The 12,595-nt window shown below is 71.8% G+C and carries 24 protein-coding genes and 1 pseudogene; 19 read left to right on the top strand and 6 right to left on the bottom strand.

Translation table 11 applies throughout. The annotated features are described in order from the left end of the window. From ACFWMZ_RS18700 to ACFWMZ_RS18655, 10 genes are all read left to right on the top strand, one after another. Window positions 1-2,229 carry a hypothetical protein gene (locus tag ACFWMZ_RS18700; protein WP_383202739.1) on the top strand — a complete coding sequence of 743 codons (2,229 nt, stop codon included), beginning with the start codon at window positions 1-3 and terminating at the stop codon, window positions 2,227-2,229. 4 nt (window positions 2,230-2,233) lie between these two features. Next, window positions 2,234-3,325 (top strand): DUF5047 domain-containing protein, encoded by a 1,092-nt coding sequence (locus ACFWMZ_RS18695; RefSeq protein ID WP_383202736.1) that lies wholly within the window; start codon window positions 2,234-2,236, stop codon window positions 3,323-3,325. Then, window positions 3,322-4,059, top strand: coding sequence for a hypothetical protein (locus ACFWMZ_RS18690; RefSeq protein ID WP_383202733.1), 738 nt, complete (start codon window positions 3,322-3,324; stop codon window positions 4,057-4,059). The genes ACFWMZ_RS18695 and ACFWMZ_RS18690 overlap by 4 nt, the downstream gene beginning before the upstream one ends. 7 nt (window positions 4,060-4,066) lie before the next feature. Beyond that, complete coding sequence (locus ACFWMZ_RS18685; RefSeq protein WP_383202730.1) at window positions 4,067-4,690, top strand: hypothetical protein; 624 nt, start codon at window positions 4,067-4,069, stop codon at window positions 4,688-4,690. 65 nt (window positions 4,691-4,755) lie between these two features. Beyond that, the gene (locus ACFWMZ_RS18680) at window positions 4,756-5,595 is read left to right on the top strand and encodes an N-acetylmuramoyl-L-alanine amidase (RefSeq protein WP_383202727.1); all 840 of its coding nucleotides are present in this window, start codon (window positions 4,756-4,758) and stop codon (window positions 5,593-5,595) included. A gap of 3 nt (window positions 5,596-5,598) precedes the next feature. Next, window positions 5,599-5,832 carry a holin gene (locus tag ACFWMZ_RS18675; RefSeq protein WP_383202724.1) on the top strand — a complete coding sequence of 78 codons (234 nt, stop codon included), beginning with the start codon at window positions 5,599-5,601 and terminating at the stop codon, window positions 5,830-5,832. Between the two features lie 35 nt (window positions 5,833-5,867). Continuing rightward, window positions 5,868-6,152, top strand: a complete 285-nt coding sequence (locus tag ACFWMZ_RS18670) for a hypothetical protein (protein WP_383202721.1) — start codon at window positions 5,868-5,870, stop codon at window positions 6,150-6,152. Further along, window positions 6,149-6,358 carry a hypothetical protein gene (locus tag ACFWMZ_RS18665; RefSeq protein ID WP_383202718.1) on the top strand — a complete coding sequence of 70 codons (210 nt, stop codon included), beginning with the start codon at window positions 6,149-6,151 and terminating at the stop codon, window positions 6,356-6,358. Before ACFWMZ_RS18670 ends, ACFWMZ_RS18665 begins: the two co-directional genes overlap by 4 nt. Beyond that, complete coding sequence (locus tag ACFWMZ_RS18660) at window positions 6,355-6,678, top strand: hypothetical protein (protein WP_383202715.1); 324 nt, start codon at window positions 6,355-6,357, stop codon at window positions 6,676-6,678. Before ACFWMZ_RS18665 ends, ACFWMZ_RS18660 begins: the two co-directional genes overlap by 4 nt. Beyond that, window positions 6,665-6,835, top strand: a complete 171-nt coding sequence (locus ACFWMZ_RS18655) for a hypothetical protein (protein WP_383202713.1) — start codon at window positions 6,665-6,667, stop codon at window positions 6,833-6,835. The genes ACFWMZ_RS18660 and ACFWMZ_RS18655 overlap by 14 nt, the downstream gene beginning before the upstream one ends. 51 nt (window positions 6,836-6,886) lie before the next feature. Here ACFWMZ_RS18655 and ACFWMZ_RS18650 read toward each other — a convergent pair whose 3' ends face one another. Genes ACFWMZ_RS18650 through ACFWMZ_RS18635 form a run of 4 tightly spaced genes read right to left on the bottom strand, consistent with a single transcriptional unit; the run spans window position 6,887 to window position 9,045 of the window. Then, window positions 6,887-7,123, bottom strand: a complete 237-nt coding sequence (locus tag ACFWMZ_RS18650) for a hypothetical protein (protein WP_383202710.1) — start codon at window positions 7,121-7,123, stop codon at window positions 6,887-6,889. 9 nt (window positions 7,124-7,132) lie between these two features. Beyond that, window positions 7,133-7,306, bottom strand: coding sequence for a hypothetical protein (locus tag ACFWMZ_RS18645; RefSeq protein ID WP_383202707.1), 174 nt, complete (start codon window positions 7,304-7,306; stop codon window positions 7,133-7,135). A 9-nt stretch (window positions 7,307-7,315) separates the two neighbouring features. Further along, complete coding sequence (locus ACFWMZ_RS18640) at window positions 7,316-7,858, bottom strand: flavoprotein (RefSeq protein ID WP_383202705.1); 543 nt, start codon at window positions 7,856-7,858, stop codon at window positions 7,316-7,318. After that, window positions 7,855-9,045, bottom strand: coding sequence for a helix-turn-helix domain-containing protein (locus ACFWMZ_RS18635; protein ID WP_383202702.1), 1,191 nt, complete (start codon window positions 9,043-9,045; stop codon window positions 7,855-7,857). The genes ACFWMZ_RS18640 and ACFWMZ_RS18635 overlap by 4 nt, the downstream gene beginning before the upstream one ends. A gap of 96 nt (window positions 9,046-9,141) precedes the next feature. Here ACFWMZ_RS18635 and ACFWMZ_RS18630 point away from each other — a divergent pair, with 96 nt between their 5' ends. The 6 genes from ACFWMZ_RS18630 (at window position 9,142) to ACFWMZ_RS18605 (ending at window position 10,383) form a co-directional block, all read left to right on the top strand. Continuing rightward, on the top strand, window positions 9,142-9,333 hold the full coding sequence (locus tag ACFWMZ_RS18630; RefSeq protein WP_383202699.1) for a hypothetical protein: 192 nt from the start codon (window positions 9,142-9,144) through the stop codon (window positions 9,331-9,333). After that, a complete protein-coding gene (locus tag ACFWMZ_RS18625; protein ID WP_383202697.1) occupies window positions 9,330-9,581 on the top strand; it encodes a hypothetical protein in 252 nt (83 codons plus the stop codon). The genes ACFWMZ_RS18630 and ACFWMZ_RS18625 overlap by 4 nt, the downstream gene beginning before the upstream one ends. Further along, a complete protein-coding gene (locus ACFWMZ_RS18620) occupies window positions 9,578-9,718 on the top strand; it encodes a hypothetical protein (protein ID WP_383202694.1) in 141 nt (46 codons plus the stop codon). The genes ACFWMZ_RS18625 and ACFWMZ_RS18620 overlap by 4 nt, the downstream gene beginning before the upstream one ends. 170 nt (window positions 9,719-9,888) lie before the next feature. Then, window positions 9,889-10,098: a hypothetical protein gene (locus ACFWMZ_RS18615; RefSeq protein ID WP_383202691.1), complete on the top strand. Its 210-nt coding sequence runs from the start codon at window positions 9,889-9,891 to the stop codon at window positions 10,096-10,098. Between the two features lie 12 nt (window positions 10,099-10,110). Beyond that, on the top strand, window positions 10,111-10,248 hold the full coding sequence (locus ACFWMZ_RS18610) for a hypothetical protein (RefSeq protein ID WP_383202688.1): 138 nt from the start codon (window positions 10,111-10,113) through the stop codon (window positions 10,246-10,248). Window positions 10,249-10,257: 9 nt separating this feature from the next. Next, the gene (locus ACFWMZ_RS18605; protein WP_383202685.1) at window positions 10,258-10,383 is read left to right on the top strand and encodes a hypothetical protein; all 126 of its coding nucleotides are present in this window, start codon (window positions 10,258-10,260) and stop codon (window positions 10,381-10,383) included. A 63-nt stretch (window positions 10,384-10,446) separates the two neighbouring features. Here the strand turns inward: ACFWMZ_RS18605 and ACFWMZ_RS18600 are convergent, their stop codons facing one another. Both ACFWMZ_RS18600 and ACFWMZ_RS18595 read right to left on the bottom strand, forming a co-directional pair. After that, complete coding sequence (locus ACFWMZ_RS18600) at window positions 10,447-10,680, bottom strand: helix-turn-helix domain-containing protein (RefSeq protein ID WP_383202682.1); 234 nt, start codon at window positions 10,678-10,680, stop codon at window positions 10,447-10,449. Window positions 10,681-10,793: 113 nt separating this feature from the next. After that, window positions 10,794-11,723: a hypothetical protein gene (locus ACFWMZ_RS18595; protein ID WP_383202679.1), complete on the bottom strand. Its 930-nt coding sequence runs from the start codon at window positions 11,721-11,723 to the stop codon at window positions 10,794-10,796. Window positions 11,724-11,886: 163 nt separating this feature from the next. Here ACFWMZ_RS18595 and ACFWMZ_RS18590 point away from each other — a divergent pair, with 163 nt between their 5' ends. The 3 genes and pseudogenes from ACFWMZ_RS18590 to ACFWMZ_RS18580 form a co-directional block, all read left to right on the top strand. Further along, window positions 11,887-12,090 (top strand): hypothetical protein, encoded by a 204-nt coding sequence (locus ACFWMZ_RS18590; RefSeq protein WP_383202676.1) that lies wholly within the window; start codon window positions 11,887-11,889, stop codon window positions 12,088-12,090. A gap of 36 nt (window positions 12,091-12,126) precedes the next feature. Beyond that, window positions 12,127-12,366 carry a hypothetical protein gene (locus tag ACFWMZ_RS18585; protein WP_383202674.1) on the top strand — a complete coding sequence of 80 codons (240 nt, stop codon included), beginning with the start codon at window positions 12,127-12,129 and terminating at the stop codon, window positions 12,364-12,366. Between the two features lie 135 nt (window positions 12,367-12,501). Beyond that, a pseudogene (locus ACFWMZ_RS18580) lies at window positions 12,502-12,591 on the top strand (acyl-CoA dehydrogenase family protein); the annotation flags it as partial. Between the last annotated feature and the right edge of the window lie 4 nt (window positions 12,592-12,595).

Raw genomic sequence — 12,595 nt, 5'->3', positions numbered from 1 at the left:
ATGCCCATCCCCGGGAACCTCCTGTCGGCGGCGTCGGAGACGATGGACCCGACTTACTCGGGCTGGCGGGTGCGGACCAACGCCACGCTGGTCAGCGGTACGGGCGGGCGCACGGGCGGCGACAGGTGCTTGGGTGTGCGGTCGACGGCGGCGGGCCCGGCGGAGGCCGAGACAGTCACCGCCTACCCGGTGTCCAGCGGCCAGACGTACTACGCCTTCGCGGACGCGGGCGGGTCGGTCATCGAGCGGATCGGCATCGAGTGGCTGGACTCCAGCTACACGCCGGTCGGCACGGTGACGTGGTCGCTGTGGACGATGTCGGTGATGGCGGGCTGGCACCGGGTGTCGGTGGCGGGGGTGGCGCCGGTCGGCGCTACCCGCGCCCGCCTGGTGCTCGGCTCCGCGCAGACGACGGCGAACCTCTCCCACTTCTGGGAGAACGTCTATCTCGGCGCCCCGATCCGCACCACGGGCAACCTCATGCCGTGGTCGGTCGAGGCGACGGAGTTGGACGCTTCGGGTTGGACGGCCGAGGTCAACGCGGGCGTCAGCCGCCAGGTCCCGGCGATGTCTTGGCCGGTGGACGCGTACACGGCGGGCGGCCACACCCTGGCGGTGACGGCGACGGCGGCGGGCAACGCGGCGGTGCGCACCACTGTGCGCCCGGCGGTGACGCCCGGCGTCGAGTACATCGCCTTCGCCTACCTCCAGCCGCCGGTGCTCACGGCGACGGCGTGGCTGGAGTTGCGGTGGCACGACGCGGTCGGTAACCAGATCGGCGCCCAGCGAAGCGTCCTCGCCGCGCCGGGGACGGGCATGTACCGACAGCGCGCGTCGGCGGTCGCTCCGGCCGGGGCCGCGTCGTGCTCGGTTGCGGCGGGCCTGGACGGCGCGGGTGCGGGGCAGGTGCTGCGGCTGGAGACCGTCGTGGTCACGGCCGCCCCGGCCCTGGCGCCGGGCAGTGTGATCCGGCAGGCCGAGGCCAGCTTCGAGCAGGGCACCGGCGGCTGGACGGTCTCGTCCGGGACGGCGACGCTGGCACGGTCGACGCCGTGGGGCGCCGCCGCGCTGGAGGGCAGCTACTCGCTGGCCGCCACGTCGCCGACCGCGGACGCGTCGACGCTCCGCTCGCCCCGAGTCCCGGTCGCCGAGGGCGTCAACTGGCGGCTGACCACGGGCGCGCGGGCGACGACCGGCACTACTACTTCCCTGTGGCTGCGGGTCCGCTGGTACGACTCGACCGGTACGAGCCTCGGGCTCAGCACGGGTACGGGGTACGCCTTCGCCAACTCGCTCTGGTACTGGATGTCGACGGACGCGGTCGCGCCGGAGGGCGCAGTCGAGGCGGCGGCCGAGCTGACCGTCACCGCGTCGGCGGCCGCGAGCGTGCTGCACGTGGACGGCGTGTCGCTCCGGCAAGTCCTGCCGCTGACCGAGGTCACCGTGACCGAGGAGCGCGGCTATGCGACGGTCACCCTGCGGGAGCTGGTCGTGGGGAACACGATCACCGTGGAGCGGGAGACGCCCGACGCGCAGCGTGCGGCGGTGCGTGGCGCCACCGGGCTGATCATCAACCAGCCCATCGACCGGGAGCTGCTAGTCATCGAGGACCACGAGATTCCGATGGGCACCCCGGTCCGCTACCGGATCACGATGACCAGCCCGTCCGGCGTCCGCTCCACGCGGTCGTCGGCACTGGTCACCGTCTCCCTGCCGGACCGGAACCTCGCCTGGCTGAAGGACCCGGGCAACCCCCAGAGGTCCACCATGGTCACGGTGCAGCGGGCCCCGGACTGGCAGCGCCCCATCGAGCAGGCCATCCACCGAGTCCGCGGCCGCCGCAACGCCGTCGTCCTCTCCGGGCGGCGGTCCGGCGTCGAGGGCGACCTCGACATCTGGACGCGCACCGACGACGAGCGGGAGGCCCTCCACCTGCTCCTCGACTCCGGGAACGTCCTGCTGTGGCAGGCGATGCCGGGCATGGGCGTGGCCGACCTGTACGTGTCGGTCGCCGAGGTGACCGAGGCGCGCACCGGCGGGACCGCGGCAGAGCCGTGGCGGTCATGGTCGCTGCCACTGACCGAGGTCGACATGCCGGTCACCACAGGCGTCAACGGGAGCGGCGGCCGAACCTGGCAAGACGTGCTCTCCGAGTTCGCGACCTACGCCGACCTGCTCGACGAGTACGCCACCATGGAGGATCTCCTCCTCGACCGACGGCGGGGGTGATGCGGTGTACCCCGTCTCCGACCGGTTCCTCCGACGGCTCGCCGAGAGCCACGAGGTCGTGACCCGCGTGCAGCTGATGCTGACCACGGGCGAGGTCGTCGACGTGCCGCACACCGGCGGGTCGGTGACGGTCGACCGGGGGCAGGCGATCCGGCGGACGTGCACGGTGACGTGCGCCGACCCGGCCCTGCTCCCGCGCACACCCGGCGACCGGCTCGCCACCTACGGCTCCCGGCTGTTCATCTCCCGCGGCGTCGCCTACGGAGACGGCACCCAGGAGCTGGTGCCGCTCGGCCTCTTCCGGCTAGACAGCGCTGACGGCGACGTCTCGGAGGGGCCGGTGCAGCTCCAGGGCAAGGACCTCTCCGCGTGCATCGCAGACGACAAGTTCGTCGCGCCGTACACCGTGAGCGGCACGGTGGTCGGCGCGGTCACCGCGCTGATCCAGCGGTCCCTTCCCGGCGCGTCCGTGATCTCCGAGATCGAGGACGCCCCGATCGGCAGCCGCACCTGGGACATCGAGGCGGACCCGTGGGAGGCTGCCTGCGAAGTCGCAGCCGCGGCCGGCGCGGACGTGTACGCCAACGCCGACGGGGAGTTCGTCCTGCGAGTACTGCCGGATCTGCTGCTGGCCACCCCGGCATGGGCGGTCGAGGCGGGCGACGGCGGGGTGTACATCTCCGGGTCCGTCGGCATGGCCTCGGACGGTGTCTACAACGGTGTCCTCGCCCGTGGCGAGAGCACGGCCGACAACCTCCCGCCCGTCAGCGCACTCGCCGTCGACAGCGACCCGAGCAGCCCCACCTACTGGGACGGGCCCTACGGGAGGCGGCCCCTCTTCTACTCCTCAAGCACGCTGACCACGGTCAACGCGTGCGCGCAGGCGGCGAACCTCAAGCTCGCCGAGGCCAAGGCGCCGAACGCGAGCGGCGACATCTCCTCCCTGCCGAACCCGGCGTTGGAGCCGGGTGACGTCATCCGCGTCGCGCACCCGGACGGCACCCGCGAGCTGCATCAGATCGCTTCCTTCAGCGTCCCCCTGGACGAGGCAGGCGACTTCCCGATCACCACGATCAGCGCGAAGGAGGACGGGTGAGCAGCACCGCGCAGGACCTGGCCGCCGCCCTCCAGCGGCAGGCCGTCCGCAAGGTCACGGCCGCTCCGGCCGCACGCGGCTCGGATTGGCGGATGGCCACCGTCACCGCCGTCGACTCGGCCGGCACGGTCACCGCCGACGGCATCGTCTGCCGCCGCCTGGAGACCTACACCGCCCCGGCCGTCGGAGACCTGGTCATCATTAGCCAGTCCGGCGCCGGGTCGTGGGTCGCTCTCGGCCGGACCGCGTCCGCCGCTGCCGCGCTCGGCGTGCCGACGCACGTCTACAAGCCCACGGCCACGGACCGGACGTCGACGACGACCATGGCCGCCGACCCGCACCTGTCCCTGCCGCTCGGCGTGGGTGTCTGGCTGGTCGAGGCGCACCTCCTCGTCGGGTCCGGCGCCGGGCTGATGGTCACCCAGTGGGCGGTGCCGTCCGGGGCCGCGGGCCTGAAGGGCGTGCACGGGCCCGCCTCCACGGTGGCCGGCGACTCGGCGCCGCAGTCCGCCGCCGACTCGATCCTCGGCCGCTTCGGCGCGCACGGCTTCGCGACTTCGGTCACCTACGGCCGACGCAACGCGCTCGCCAACCTGTCCTACGCCATCGAGACCGGCACCGTCACAACCACCACGGCCGGGGCCTGCACCATCCAGTGGGCCCAGTCGGCTTCCAGCACCACGGCCACCCGCATGGGCGTCGGCTCGTGGATGCGCGCCACCCGCATCGGATAGGAGCCTCATGCCCACCACAGACGCATACGGGCAGGGCATCCCCCTCCCCACCCTGACCGACGCGCCGGACATCCCCGGGGCCATCTCGGCCCTCGCCGCGGGCGTACTTCCGAAGTTGGCCCTGCCGTTCGCCTCCGCCTCTGTGCGCGGCGCTACCCTCGTCGGCGCTCAGGCGCCGAGGGCCGGGATGATCACGTGGCTGCAGGACGTGAGCCGCCTGGAGGTGTACGACGGTGAGGCATGGGTGTCGTTCGCGTTCGGCACCAACACCTGGAAGACGGTACCCCTGGCATCGGGCTGGACCAACAACGGCAACAGTCAGGGCACGTTCCAGTACCGCGTCGTCAACCTCTTCGGGCAGTCCTCGATCTTCTTCCGGGGCGGCATCTCCCGCACCACGTATCCGGCGACGATCCCCGTCCCGTTCCAGCTGAACACCACGGCGCTCCCCGTCGAAGCCCGGCCCGGCTCGCTCCGCACGATCAGCGTCCCCTGCTCCGACTCCGGCTCCAGCCGCATCACGCTGAAGCTCGACGTGTCCACGACTGGCTGGCTCAACCTGTACGGCATCTCGCGCCCGGCCGACCTGCCCGCCTGGGTCGGCTTCAACGGCTGCTTCACCAGCCTCTGACCACCTCACCCTCCCGAGCCCCGCGCCGCCCGTCGGCCGGGGCTCCTCGCATCCCTGGAGCCCGCATGGCACAACCCATGACCGCAGCCACCTTCCTCGCCGCCCTCAAGTCGGAGGGTGTCACCGTCGTGGAGGTCGGCTCCTGGCGGACCCACAACCGCAACAGCAAGGGCGCGTGGGGCCCGGTGAACGGCGTGATGATTCACCACACCGTCACCTCCGGCTCCGCCCGCACCGTCGACATCTGCCGCAACGGCTACGCGGGCCTGCCCGGGCCCCTGTGCCACGGCGTCATCACCAAGGACGGCCGCGTCCACCTCGTCGGCTACGGCCGCGCCAACCACGCCGGATCGGGCGACGACGACGTCCTCGCCGCGGTCATCGCGGAGAAGAAGCTGCCGTCGGCGAACGAGGCGAACACCGATGGCAACGCCCGCTTCTACGGCTTCGAGTGCGAGAACCTCGGCGACGGCAAGGACCCGTGGCCGGCCGCCCAGCTCGACGCGATCGAGCGGGTCTCGGCTGCGATCTGCCGCGTGCACGGCTGGGCGCCCGAGTCCGTCATCGGCCACCTGGAGTGGCAGCCCGGAAAGATCGATCCCCGCGGCTTCACCATGGCGTCGATGCGCGACCGCATCAAGAAGCGCCTCGCCTCCCCGGCCGGCAAGACCCCCACCCCGACCCCGAAGGAGCCCACGTTGGCTGACATGACTGCCGCCCAGATCCACGCCGCTGTGTGGGGCCGCGACGCCATCCCGTCCCCCTCCACCGTGAGCACGCACAAGACCAACCCCACATGGAAGGCCGAGTCCTACCTGCCCGAGCTGGTCGACCGGATTTCCCGCCTCACCGCCAAGGTCGACGCCCTCGCGAAGGACGTCGCCGAACTGAAGAAGAAGGGCTGACCCATGGCTGCACCCGTAGAGAAGAAGGTCACTGCCGCGTCGGTCGCCGCCTACCTGGCGAGCACCGGCCTGCTGGCGATCCTCACCGCCGCGCAGGGCGACGCCCGCCTCGTCGAGTGGATGCCGGACGGGCTCAGCCCGTTCGTCCTCGCGCTCATCCCGACCGCGGTGACGTTCGTCGGCGGCTGGGTCGCGAAGCACACACCGCGCCACGGCGACATACCGCCGGTCGTCTGACCCGCACGTGAACGATCGCACTACTGGAGGCGCTGATGGGTGAGCTGTTCGGTCTGAAGGTGGCTGACCTCGGCGCCGTCACCCTCCTCGCCGTTGTCGTACTCATGGTCCTGACCGGGCGCCTCGTGCCCCGGCGGACCTACGACGACCTGAAGGAGGAGCGGGACACGTGGCGGTCCGCGCACACCGTGTCGGAAGAGGCGCGGGCGATGGAGCGGGCCCAGACCAGAGAGCTTCTGGAGCTGGGCCGCACATCCGCCCACGCCCTCACCGGCCTGCGCGAGGCCGCCGCCGACTCGGAGGAGGTGGGCACAGGGTGAAGTGGCCATGGCGCCGCCGACGCGGCGGCCGAAGCCCCGGGCAGGTGGCCGCCGACCGCGCGCTCCACCGGGCCCACGAGGACCGACAGGAGGCCGAGGACCGGCAGCCCGCCGTAACCGAGACGGCCGACCAGCTCCGCAGGTACCGGCAGGAGAACCACTTCGCGGACATGTTCCGCAGATCGATTGAGGGGAGGCAGGCGTGAGCATCGCGCAGCTTCTGAACATGACGGTCAGCGGCCTCGTCGCCCTGAGCGCGGCGCTGTTCGTGTTCACCTACCACCGGCTGGCGCCATGGCGCTCCACCCCCATGGGCTGGCACCTCATGCTCCTCGCCGCGGCCCTCGGCGGGCTCGGCCTGTACACCGTCGTCATCACCATCGTCGGCCTCGACGGCACCACAGCGACTGTGCTCCGCATTGTGCGCGCCGGTCTGCTGCTGCTCGTCGCCGGCCTGCTCGCGCAGCGCACCTGCATGGTGGTCCGCGCCCAGCGTCCCGAGGAGGACCCGCATGCTCGCACCTGAACCGCGCCCGGCCGAGCGCCGCATCGATCCGGCCGCCGGAGACACCGCGGCCATGGCCGCCCTTGGCCTAGCCGACCCCGTGCCCGAGCCGTCGATCGATCCGTTCCGCGAGCCGGTCTACGCCGACGGCCCGTGGCCCGGGCCGGACGAGGACTGACAACGCCCCCGCCCCTGCTTCGGCAGGTGGCGGGGGCGCTTCGTCGTGCGGTCAGGAGCCAGACGGGGGAGGCTGCCGGACAGTGGCCCTGACCTGCTTCTCTACGTCGAAACGGTTCTTCCCATTCGCCTTCGCCCACTCGGTGACGGCTGCCTGCACGCGCGCGCCCGCGTCGTACCACGCGCGCCGCTGGGCCTCCCGCTCGTCGTTGTCGGTCAGCTCGGAGAGGCGGCGGCCCTCGTCGTCGGCAGCACGCTGGAGGGCGATCAGGTCATCGGGGATTTCCACGGCCGGATCCTACGCCGCAGGTCGGACACCGGCTCGGAGCGCCTCCGCCCACTCCGCGACCAGCTGCTCATACCGGGCCCGGTCGTCGGCCGACAGCCGGCCTCCCGAGCGCAGCATCAGCGCACGGATCTCCTCGTTCACCACCGACGCAGGACGCGGCCGGGCCGCGGGCAGGGAGGGCATGGGGGCAGGCTAACGGCCCCCGCCGACAGCGCGCTCGACCTCGTCCAGGGCCTGACGCCACCTGAACTCGGAGGCGGCACCTTGCTTCGGCTGGTGCGGCTCCCCATCGGTAAACACCACCCGCACACCCTGACTCCGCAGGGTGCCCACGGCCTTGCCGACGGCGGGCTGCGCGCCGAGGGCCGTGGACCAGAAGGGCGCCGCCACCACCGGCACCCCAAGGTGCACTGCCTCGGCCGGTATCCCCAGCGCCACGATGTCGGTGATCCCGGACGCCCATTTGCAGGCTGACGTGGTGGTGAGCGGCGCGACCAGCATCGCGTCCGCCTTGGGCAGGCCGCCAGACTGGCCGGGCAGGGCGTACCGATGCCGGACCGGGTGCCCTGTCAGGTTCTCCAGCTCGGTCATGGAGCCAGCCCACCACGTCGCGGCGGTCGGGGTGAGGAGAAGGCAGGTATCCCAGCCGGCTGCCTGTGCCGCGCGGACTCCGTCGTCTACGTGCTGGGTGGGACCTGCGGCGGTTGCGATCAGGTAGAGCACGGGGCGATTCATGCGGGCAGTCCACACCGGCGGGCAAGGCCGGTCAACTCTGGGCCGGGGGTGGGGACCAGCTCCATGAGTTCCCCGACGAGGCGGGTCACCGAGGGACGTCTCACCTCTTCAGGTGCCAGGCGTTCCGCGTCGAGGAGGTCGCGCGTAGCGGCGCCGCGGTCCCGAGTCAAGGCGCGAGCGCGTGCTGTGGTGACGAGGTGCCGGGCCTGCCGCTCCCGGCCCAGCGCGCCGAGCGCTCCAGGTGTGATGTCCGCCGACGACTCGACGGCCGACCAGGCGTCGTCCAGGCGGAGCGCCACGTCGACCTTGTGAAGGGACACGTTGGTCGAGCCGAAGCTGGTGTAGTCCGCGCCCCGCTCGCCTTGCTGGGCTGCGACGTCGTCCGCCTCGGCGAGCCGGTCGGCGGCGGCTCCGACGGTGCGTGGCGACCGGCCGTCGCCGGTCACGGCGACAGCGGCGACGAGGTACAGCATGCCGAGGGTCGAGAGGCCGGGTGCGCCGCCAGTCTCCAGCGCGGGGCGCAGCGTCTCGGCAGTGGCGGTGGCGTACTCGGCGGCGGCGCCGTACCGCTGCTGGTGCATCAGGCCCCGGGCGACCCGGCGGGACGCGGCGCCGATCGCGACCGCGTCCCCCGACTGCTGGGCGGCCGTGAGGGCTCGGTCGGCGGCGAGGACGGCGGGGGTGCGGGCCGGGGATCCGTACTTGAACAGCAGCGAGGCGGTGAGCTGGTAGGCGCGCGAGAGGAGCACGGCAGCCGCCGGGCCGGTGTCGGCGGTGCGGTGGGCGTCGGCCAACACGCTGGGGAGTTCGCGGGCAGCGGCCGCATAGTGGCACGCCTCCCACGCCTGGCAGCAGTAGGCGACGCGGCGGTGAAGCGTGTCGAGCGGCACCACCTGGCCGGATGGGCCCGGCGCGTGGAGGGCGTCTACGAGGGCGGCCACGTCGGTGGGGAGCGTGGCGTCGGGCGAGGGTGGCGGGGTTTCGGCCACGAGGCGTTCCAGGGGGATGCGTAGGGCGTGCGCCGCCCGTTGTAGGACGGACAGGCGCGGGTCGGTCTGCCGCTGCCCGCCTTCCAGGTCCTGCACCCAGCGGCGCGATTGGCTCATGAGGCGGCCAAGGTCGGCTTGGGTGAGTCCGCGCTGGTCGCGCCAGTAGGCGATGCGTCGGCCGATGTGAGCAGCATCCATGACGACCCCCGTGACAACGCACGCACTCTGCGTGCCTACCTCTGTTGTACCCCGGCCTACCGTGCGCCGTACCTGATCCACACCAACGGGGGCGTCATGACGACAGCGCAGTTACCGCATCCCAGGACGCTCACCGACGACCAGTTGCGGGGCGCCGCATGCGTCTGGTGCGGCACGACGGTGACCACCGCGACTGCCGTGGACCTCGGCGCCCGCCCCGACCCGTCCTGCCCGTGGGCGTCCTGGTACCCGCGCGCCTGCCCGCCGTGCGCCGAGGCCCGGCCGTGAGCGGCCGCCTCTGCCCGCCGTGCGGCATCCAGGAGCACGGCTTCTGCCAGGGCAACTTCGACTGGTACGTCGGCGGCTACGGCTGGCCCGCACTCACCAGCCGCTGCGGCTGCACCTGCCACCCGGCCGAGGTGCGCAGCCTCTGCTACCGCTGCCACCAGCCGTGCAGCCCCGAGACCGCCGCCGAGCACCGCACCTGCCGACGGCCCCACATCCCCTACCAGCCCGTCACCGAGGAGACCCGATGATCTGCGCCCGCTGCGACAAACCGATCCTGCGCGGCGAGGAGTACGACCGGCTCGTGCCCGACGCCATGTCCGTCGGCCGGCCTGACGTGATCCGTCACCTCGACTGCCCCGGCCGCCGGAGACGCGACCGCGGCTGACCAGACTCCGGCCGGGCGCCCCCGTACCGGCCGGACCGGCGACCCGCCCGACGGCGAGCAGTATCAGGGCGGGTCGCCACTCGAACGGGTGCACCCGGAGTCGCATCCACATCGGGAACGGGCGCCTTTTCGTTGAGCCCCTTCGACCCTCAACTCGCACGGAGGCTCCGATGCTCACCACCGCCCGCCCCAAGCCCCCCGTCCCGCCACTCTGCCCGGACCGGTCGTGCCACAGCGACATCCACGGCCGTCTCTGGAAGGACACGACGCACCTGCGCAACGACCCGGACAACTGGCGCTGGTACTGCCCCCGCTGCGGGCAGCACTGGATGCCGACCCGGGCCCAGTTCAACCAGCACAGGACCACCCCGTCCCCGTAGCAGGAGGAACTCATGGGCTACCAGCAGGACCAGACGACACCGTGCGGCGCCGACGGCTGCTCCGGCTACAAGGTCACCATCTACATCTACGACGACAACGGCAACTGCGTCGAGCAGCGCATGCAGGGCTGCTCCGTCTGCGGCATGTGAGGAGCCACCATGGCCGACTGGACTGACCCGCGGTACGCGCAGCTCGTTGCCGCCTGGAGGCGCAGCCAGCTGCCGACGTCCCGCGATCCGCAGCCCGCACCCCGCCGCGCGTTCATCGTGACCCGCACGCGGTAGGTCAGCGCACCCCCCTTGGCGCCGGGGCCCTGTGCAAGCTGGGGCCCCGGCGCCCGGCCGGAGTCAGCTCAGCAGTTCGGCGAGCGGGATGTCGAGAGCGCGGGCGATGCGGGCGAGCTGGCTGTACCGGGGGTCTGAGGTGCCGCGCTCGATCCGCTGGACGGTGTCCCGGGAGACGCCCGCGGCGTCGGCGAGCTTCTCCTGCGTCAGGTTCCGCCACATCCGTCGCTGGCGTATCCGCTCGCCGAGGTCACGGCGCTCGTCGAGGAGCCAGGTCGGATGATCATGAGGTGGCACTCGACAAACGCTCTGCGCTGCATAAGCTGCTGTCAGCAGCTACTCAGCTGCTTTCTTTGATCTTGTGCGGCGCAGAGGTTCGTCGGTGAGATCGAGAGACAGGGGGGCAGGTGCTACGGGAGATCCCGGTCCGGGCTGGTCGCCCACCACACCATCACCTGATACAGCGTCCGCATGCCCAGTGCGGAGCGGAGGGCGGACAGTTCGCCGGTGACGGTGCGCTCGCCGAGGCCGAGCCTGCGGGCGGCCTGCTGCGTGGTGTAGCCCGCCTCCAGCTCCACCAGAATCTGCCGCTGTCGGCCCGTCGTCGCGCCACCCACGGGGGCGGACGACCAGCGTGCGGCACGGTTCCACAGGGCGTCGAAGACGTGCACCGCCCAGGCGACGGAGCCACGGTCGGTGACGTGCCAGCCGCTGTCTGCCTCGGCCCCGGTGACGACGTGGTTGTCGATGAACAAATGCCGAGAGTCGAAGATCATCATGCGCGGGAAGCTCCCCGACATCGTCCGGGCCGCCGAGCCTGCGTCCACCATGGCGTCGATGGAGGCCGCCGTCTGCGGGTGGGCTGCCGCCAGGCTGTTGTACAGGCCCCGCACCTCGGTGCCGGCCTGGAGGACGTCGATCGTGCGCTGCACGCCGAGGGCGACGATCTGCGGGTCGCGGTCGGCTGGCTCGCCCGGCTGTGCGGTCATGATGGAGATCGACGTGGAGGCGGCGACCTGGCCGATGCGGTCGTTCATCGCCGCGCGCGAGGCGAGGAACTCGCTGCTGGGCCCGCCGTACATCCGGTGCGGGTCGTAGTCGCTGGCCAGGGCGTCCAGGGCGGGAACCCGCCTTATGCGGGTGACGAGTTCCGCCAGCTCTTCGAGGGCCTCACCCATGAGTCCGCGGGCGGTAGCTCGCGGGTCGTGCGCCACCCAGGTCTCCTCGTGCGGGCGCCACTCGATCAGGCCCAGTTCGGCGAGCTGCTCGGTGGCCGGGCCCGCTTCCGGCGGGTTGCCGATGGCAATGGCCCGATAGGTGGCAATCTGCTCAGGGCTCAAATCTTTACTCAACATCCGTACAACCCCCGGGAGTTGGCGGTGCGGAAACCCGCACATGCCGATTCTGGCACGCCGCGCCTCTTGGTTCACCCCTCAACCACATGCAACGATTCCTTCACCGCGTGTTACTCGGGCACGTGTTCGAGTCATAGTCCCGTGGAGGATGAGCATGAAGCTCCGGATCGCCCTCGCCGCAGCCGCCCTCGCGGCCACCGCCGCCATCACCCCGCTCGCCACCGCCAGTGCCGAACCGGCGCCCACCTCGCCGGCCACCGCCGACGACATCGGCTGGGGTGCCCCGGGCAAGAACCCCACGCCCTCCCCGTCCCCCACCGCCACGCCCGCCGGAGACATCGGCTGGGGCTGACACGCACAAGGCACTGCTGAAGAACGGGGAAGAGGCATGGACGTACATCTCGTAGAGGCCCGGCTGCCCGGCGGCATCCTTGCATGGACGGATCGACGGCGGACGCAGGCGGTGATGTATGTCCACCCGGACCTGGCGTCCGGTGGTGCGCTGAGCGCCGCCGGACGCCGCCTGGTCCGGGAGTCGCTCGACGCCTCGGTCGGCGTCGGGTGGCGACTAAGCGAAGGAGTCCCGGACTTCGCCCTCCCGGGGCCGCCTCTCTCCTGGAGGAGCTAGGGAGCCTTGGGAGAATCCTGGGAGACGAACCCCCCGGAGGAACCCGGTGGAACGCGGATTGGCCCGGCTCAACGTTCAAGGCTGCAGCGCGTCAGCCTCCACCATTGAGCGAACACGCTGCCAACAGATGTCGCCTCCAAGATCCTGGAGATCGGCGAGGGCACCAGCGAGGTCCAGCGCATGCTCATCGCCCGGGAGCTGGGCGTGGGCGAGGGGCGGAAGTAGAAAC

It is taken from the genome of Streptomyces sp. NPDC058373, from assembly GCF_042723275.1.
Classification (GTDB): domain Bacteria; phylum Actinomycetota; class Actinomycetes; order Streptomycetales; family Streptomycetaceae; genus Streptomyces.
This window is presented reverse-complemented; position numbering and strand designations above follow the sequence as displayed.

What these genes read in the sequence shown, in the direction of transcription:
- ACFWMZ_RS18700 (WP_383202739.1), top strand. Translation starts at nt 1, where the DNA reads ATGCCCATCCCCGGGAACCTCCTGTCGGCGGCGTCGGAGACGATGGAC.
- ACFWMZ_RS18685 (WP_383202730.1), top strand. Translation starts at nt 4,067, where the DNA reads ATGCCCACCACAGACGCATACGGGCAGGGCATCCCCCTCCCCACCCTG.
- ACFWMZ_RS18680 (WP_383202727.1), top strand. Translation starts at nt 4,756, where the DNA reads ATGGCACAACCCATGACCGCAGCCACCTTCCTCGCCGCCCTCAAGTCG.
- ACFWMZ_RS18675 (WP_383202724.1), top strand. Translation starts at nt 5,599, where the DNA reads ATGGCTGCACCCGTAGAGAAGAAGGTCACTGCCGCGTCGGTCGCCGCC.
- ACFWMZ_RS18670 (WP_383202721.1), top strand. Translation starts at nt 5,868, where the DNA reads ATGGGTGAGCTGTTCGGTCTGAAGGTGGCTGACCTCGGCGCCGTCACC.
- ACFWMZ_RS18655 (WP_383202713.1), top strand. Translation starts at nt 6,665, where the DNA reads ATGCTCGCACCTGAACCGCGCCCGGCCGAGCGCCGCATCGATCCGGCC.
- ACFWMZ_RS18645 (WP_383202707.1), bottom strand. Translation starts at nt 7,306, where the DNA reads ATGCCCTCCCTGCCCGCGGCCCGGCCGCGTCCTGCGTCGGTGGTGAAC.
- ACFWMZ_RS18640 (WP_383202705.1), bottom strand. Translation starts at nt 7,858, where the DNA reads ATGAATCGCCCCGTGCTCTACCTGATCGCAACCGCCGCAGGTCCCACC.
- ACFWMZ_RS18635 (WP_383202702.1), bottom strand. Translation starts at nt 9,045, where the DNA reads ATGGATGCTGCTCACATCGGCCGACGCATCGCCTACTGGCGCGACCAG.
- ACFWMZ_RS18630 (WP_383202699.1), top strand. Translation starts at nt 9,142, where the DNA reads ATGACGACAGCGCAGTTACCGCATCCCAGGACGCTCACCGACGACCAG.
- ACFWMZ_RS18620 (WP_383202694.1), top strand. Translation starts at nt 9,578, where the DNA reads ATGATCTGCGCCCGCTGCGACAAACCGATCCTGCGCGGCGAGGAGTAC.
- ACFWMZ_RS18615 (WP_383202691.1), top strand. Translation starts at nt 9,889, where the DNA reads ATGCTCACCACCGCCCGCCCCAAGCCCCCCGTCCCGCCACTCTGCCCG.
- ACFWMZ_RS18610 (WP_383202688.1), top strand. Translation starts at nt 10,111, where the DNA reads ATGGGCTACCAGCAGGACCAGACGACACCGTGCGGCGCCGACGGCTGC.
- ACFWMZ_RS18605 (WP_383202685.1), top strand. Translation starts at nt 10,258, where the DNA reads ATGGCCGACTGGACTGACCCGCGGTACGCGCAGCTCGTTGCCGCCTGG.
- ACFWMZ_RS18590 (WP_383202676.1), top strand. Translation starts at nt 11,887, where the DNA reads ATGAGCATGAAGCTCCGGATCGCCCTCGCCGCAGCCGCCCTCGCGGCC.
- ACFWMZ_RS18585 (WP_383202674.1), top strand. Translation starts at nt 12,127, where the DNA reads ATGGACGTACATCTCGTAGAGGCCCGGCTGCCCGGCGGCATCCTTGCA.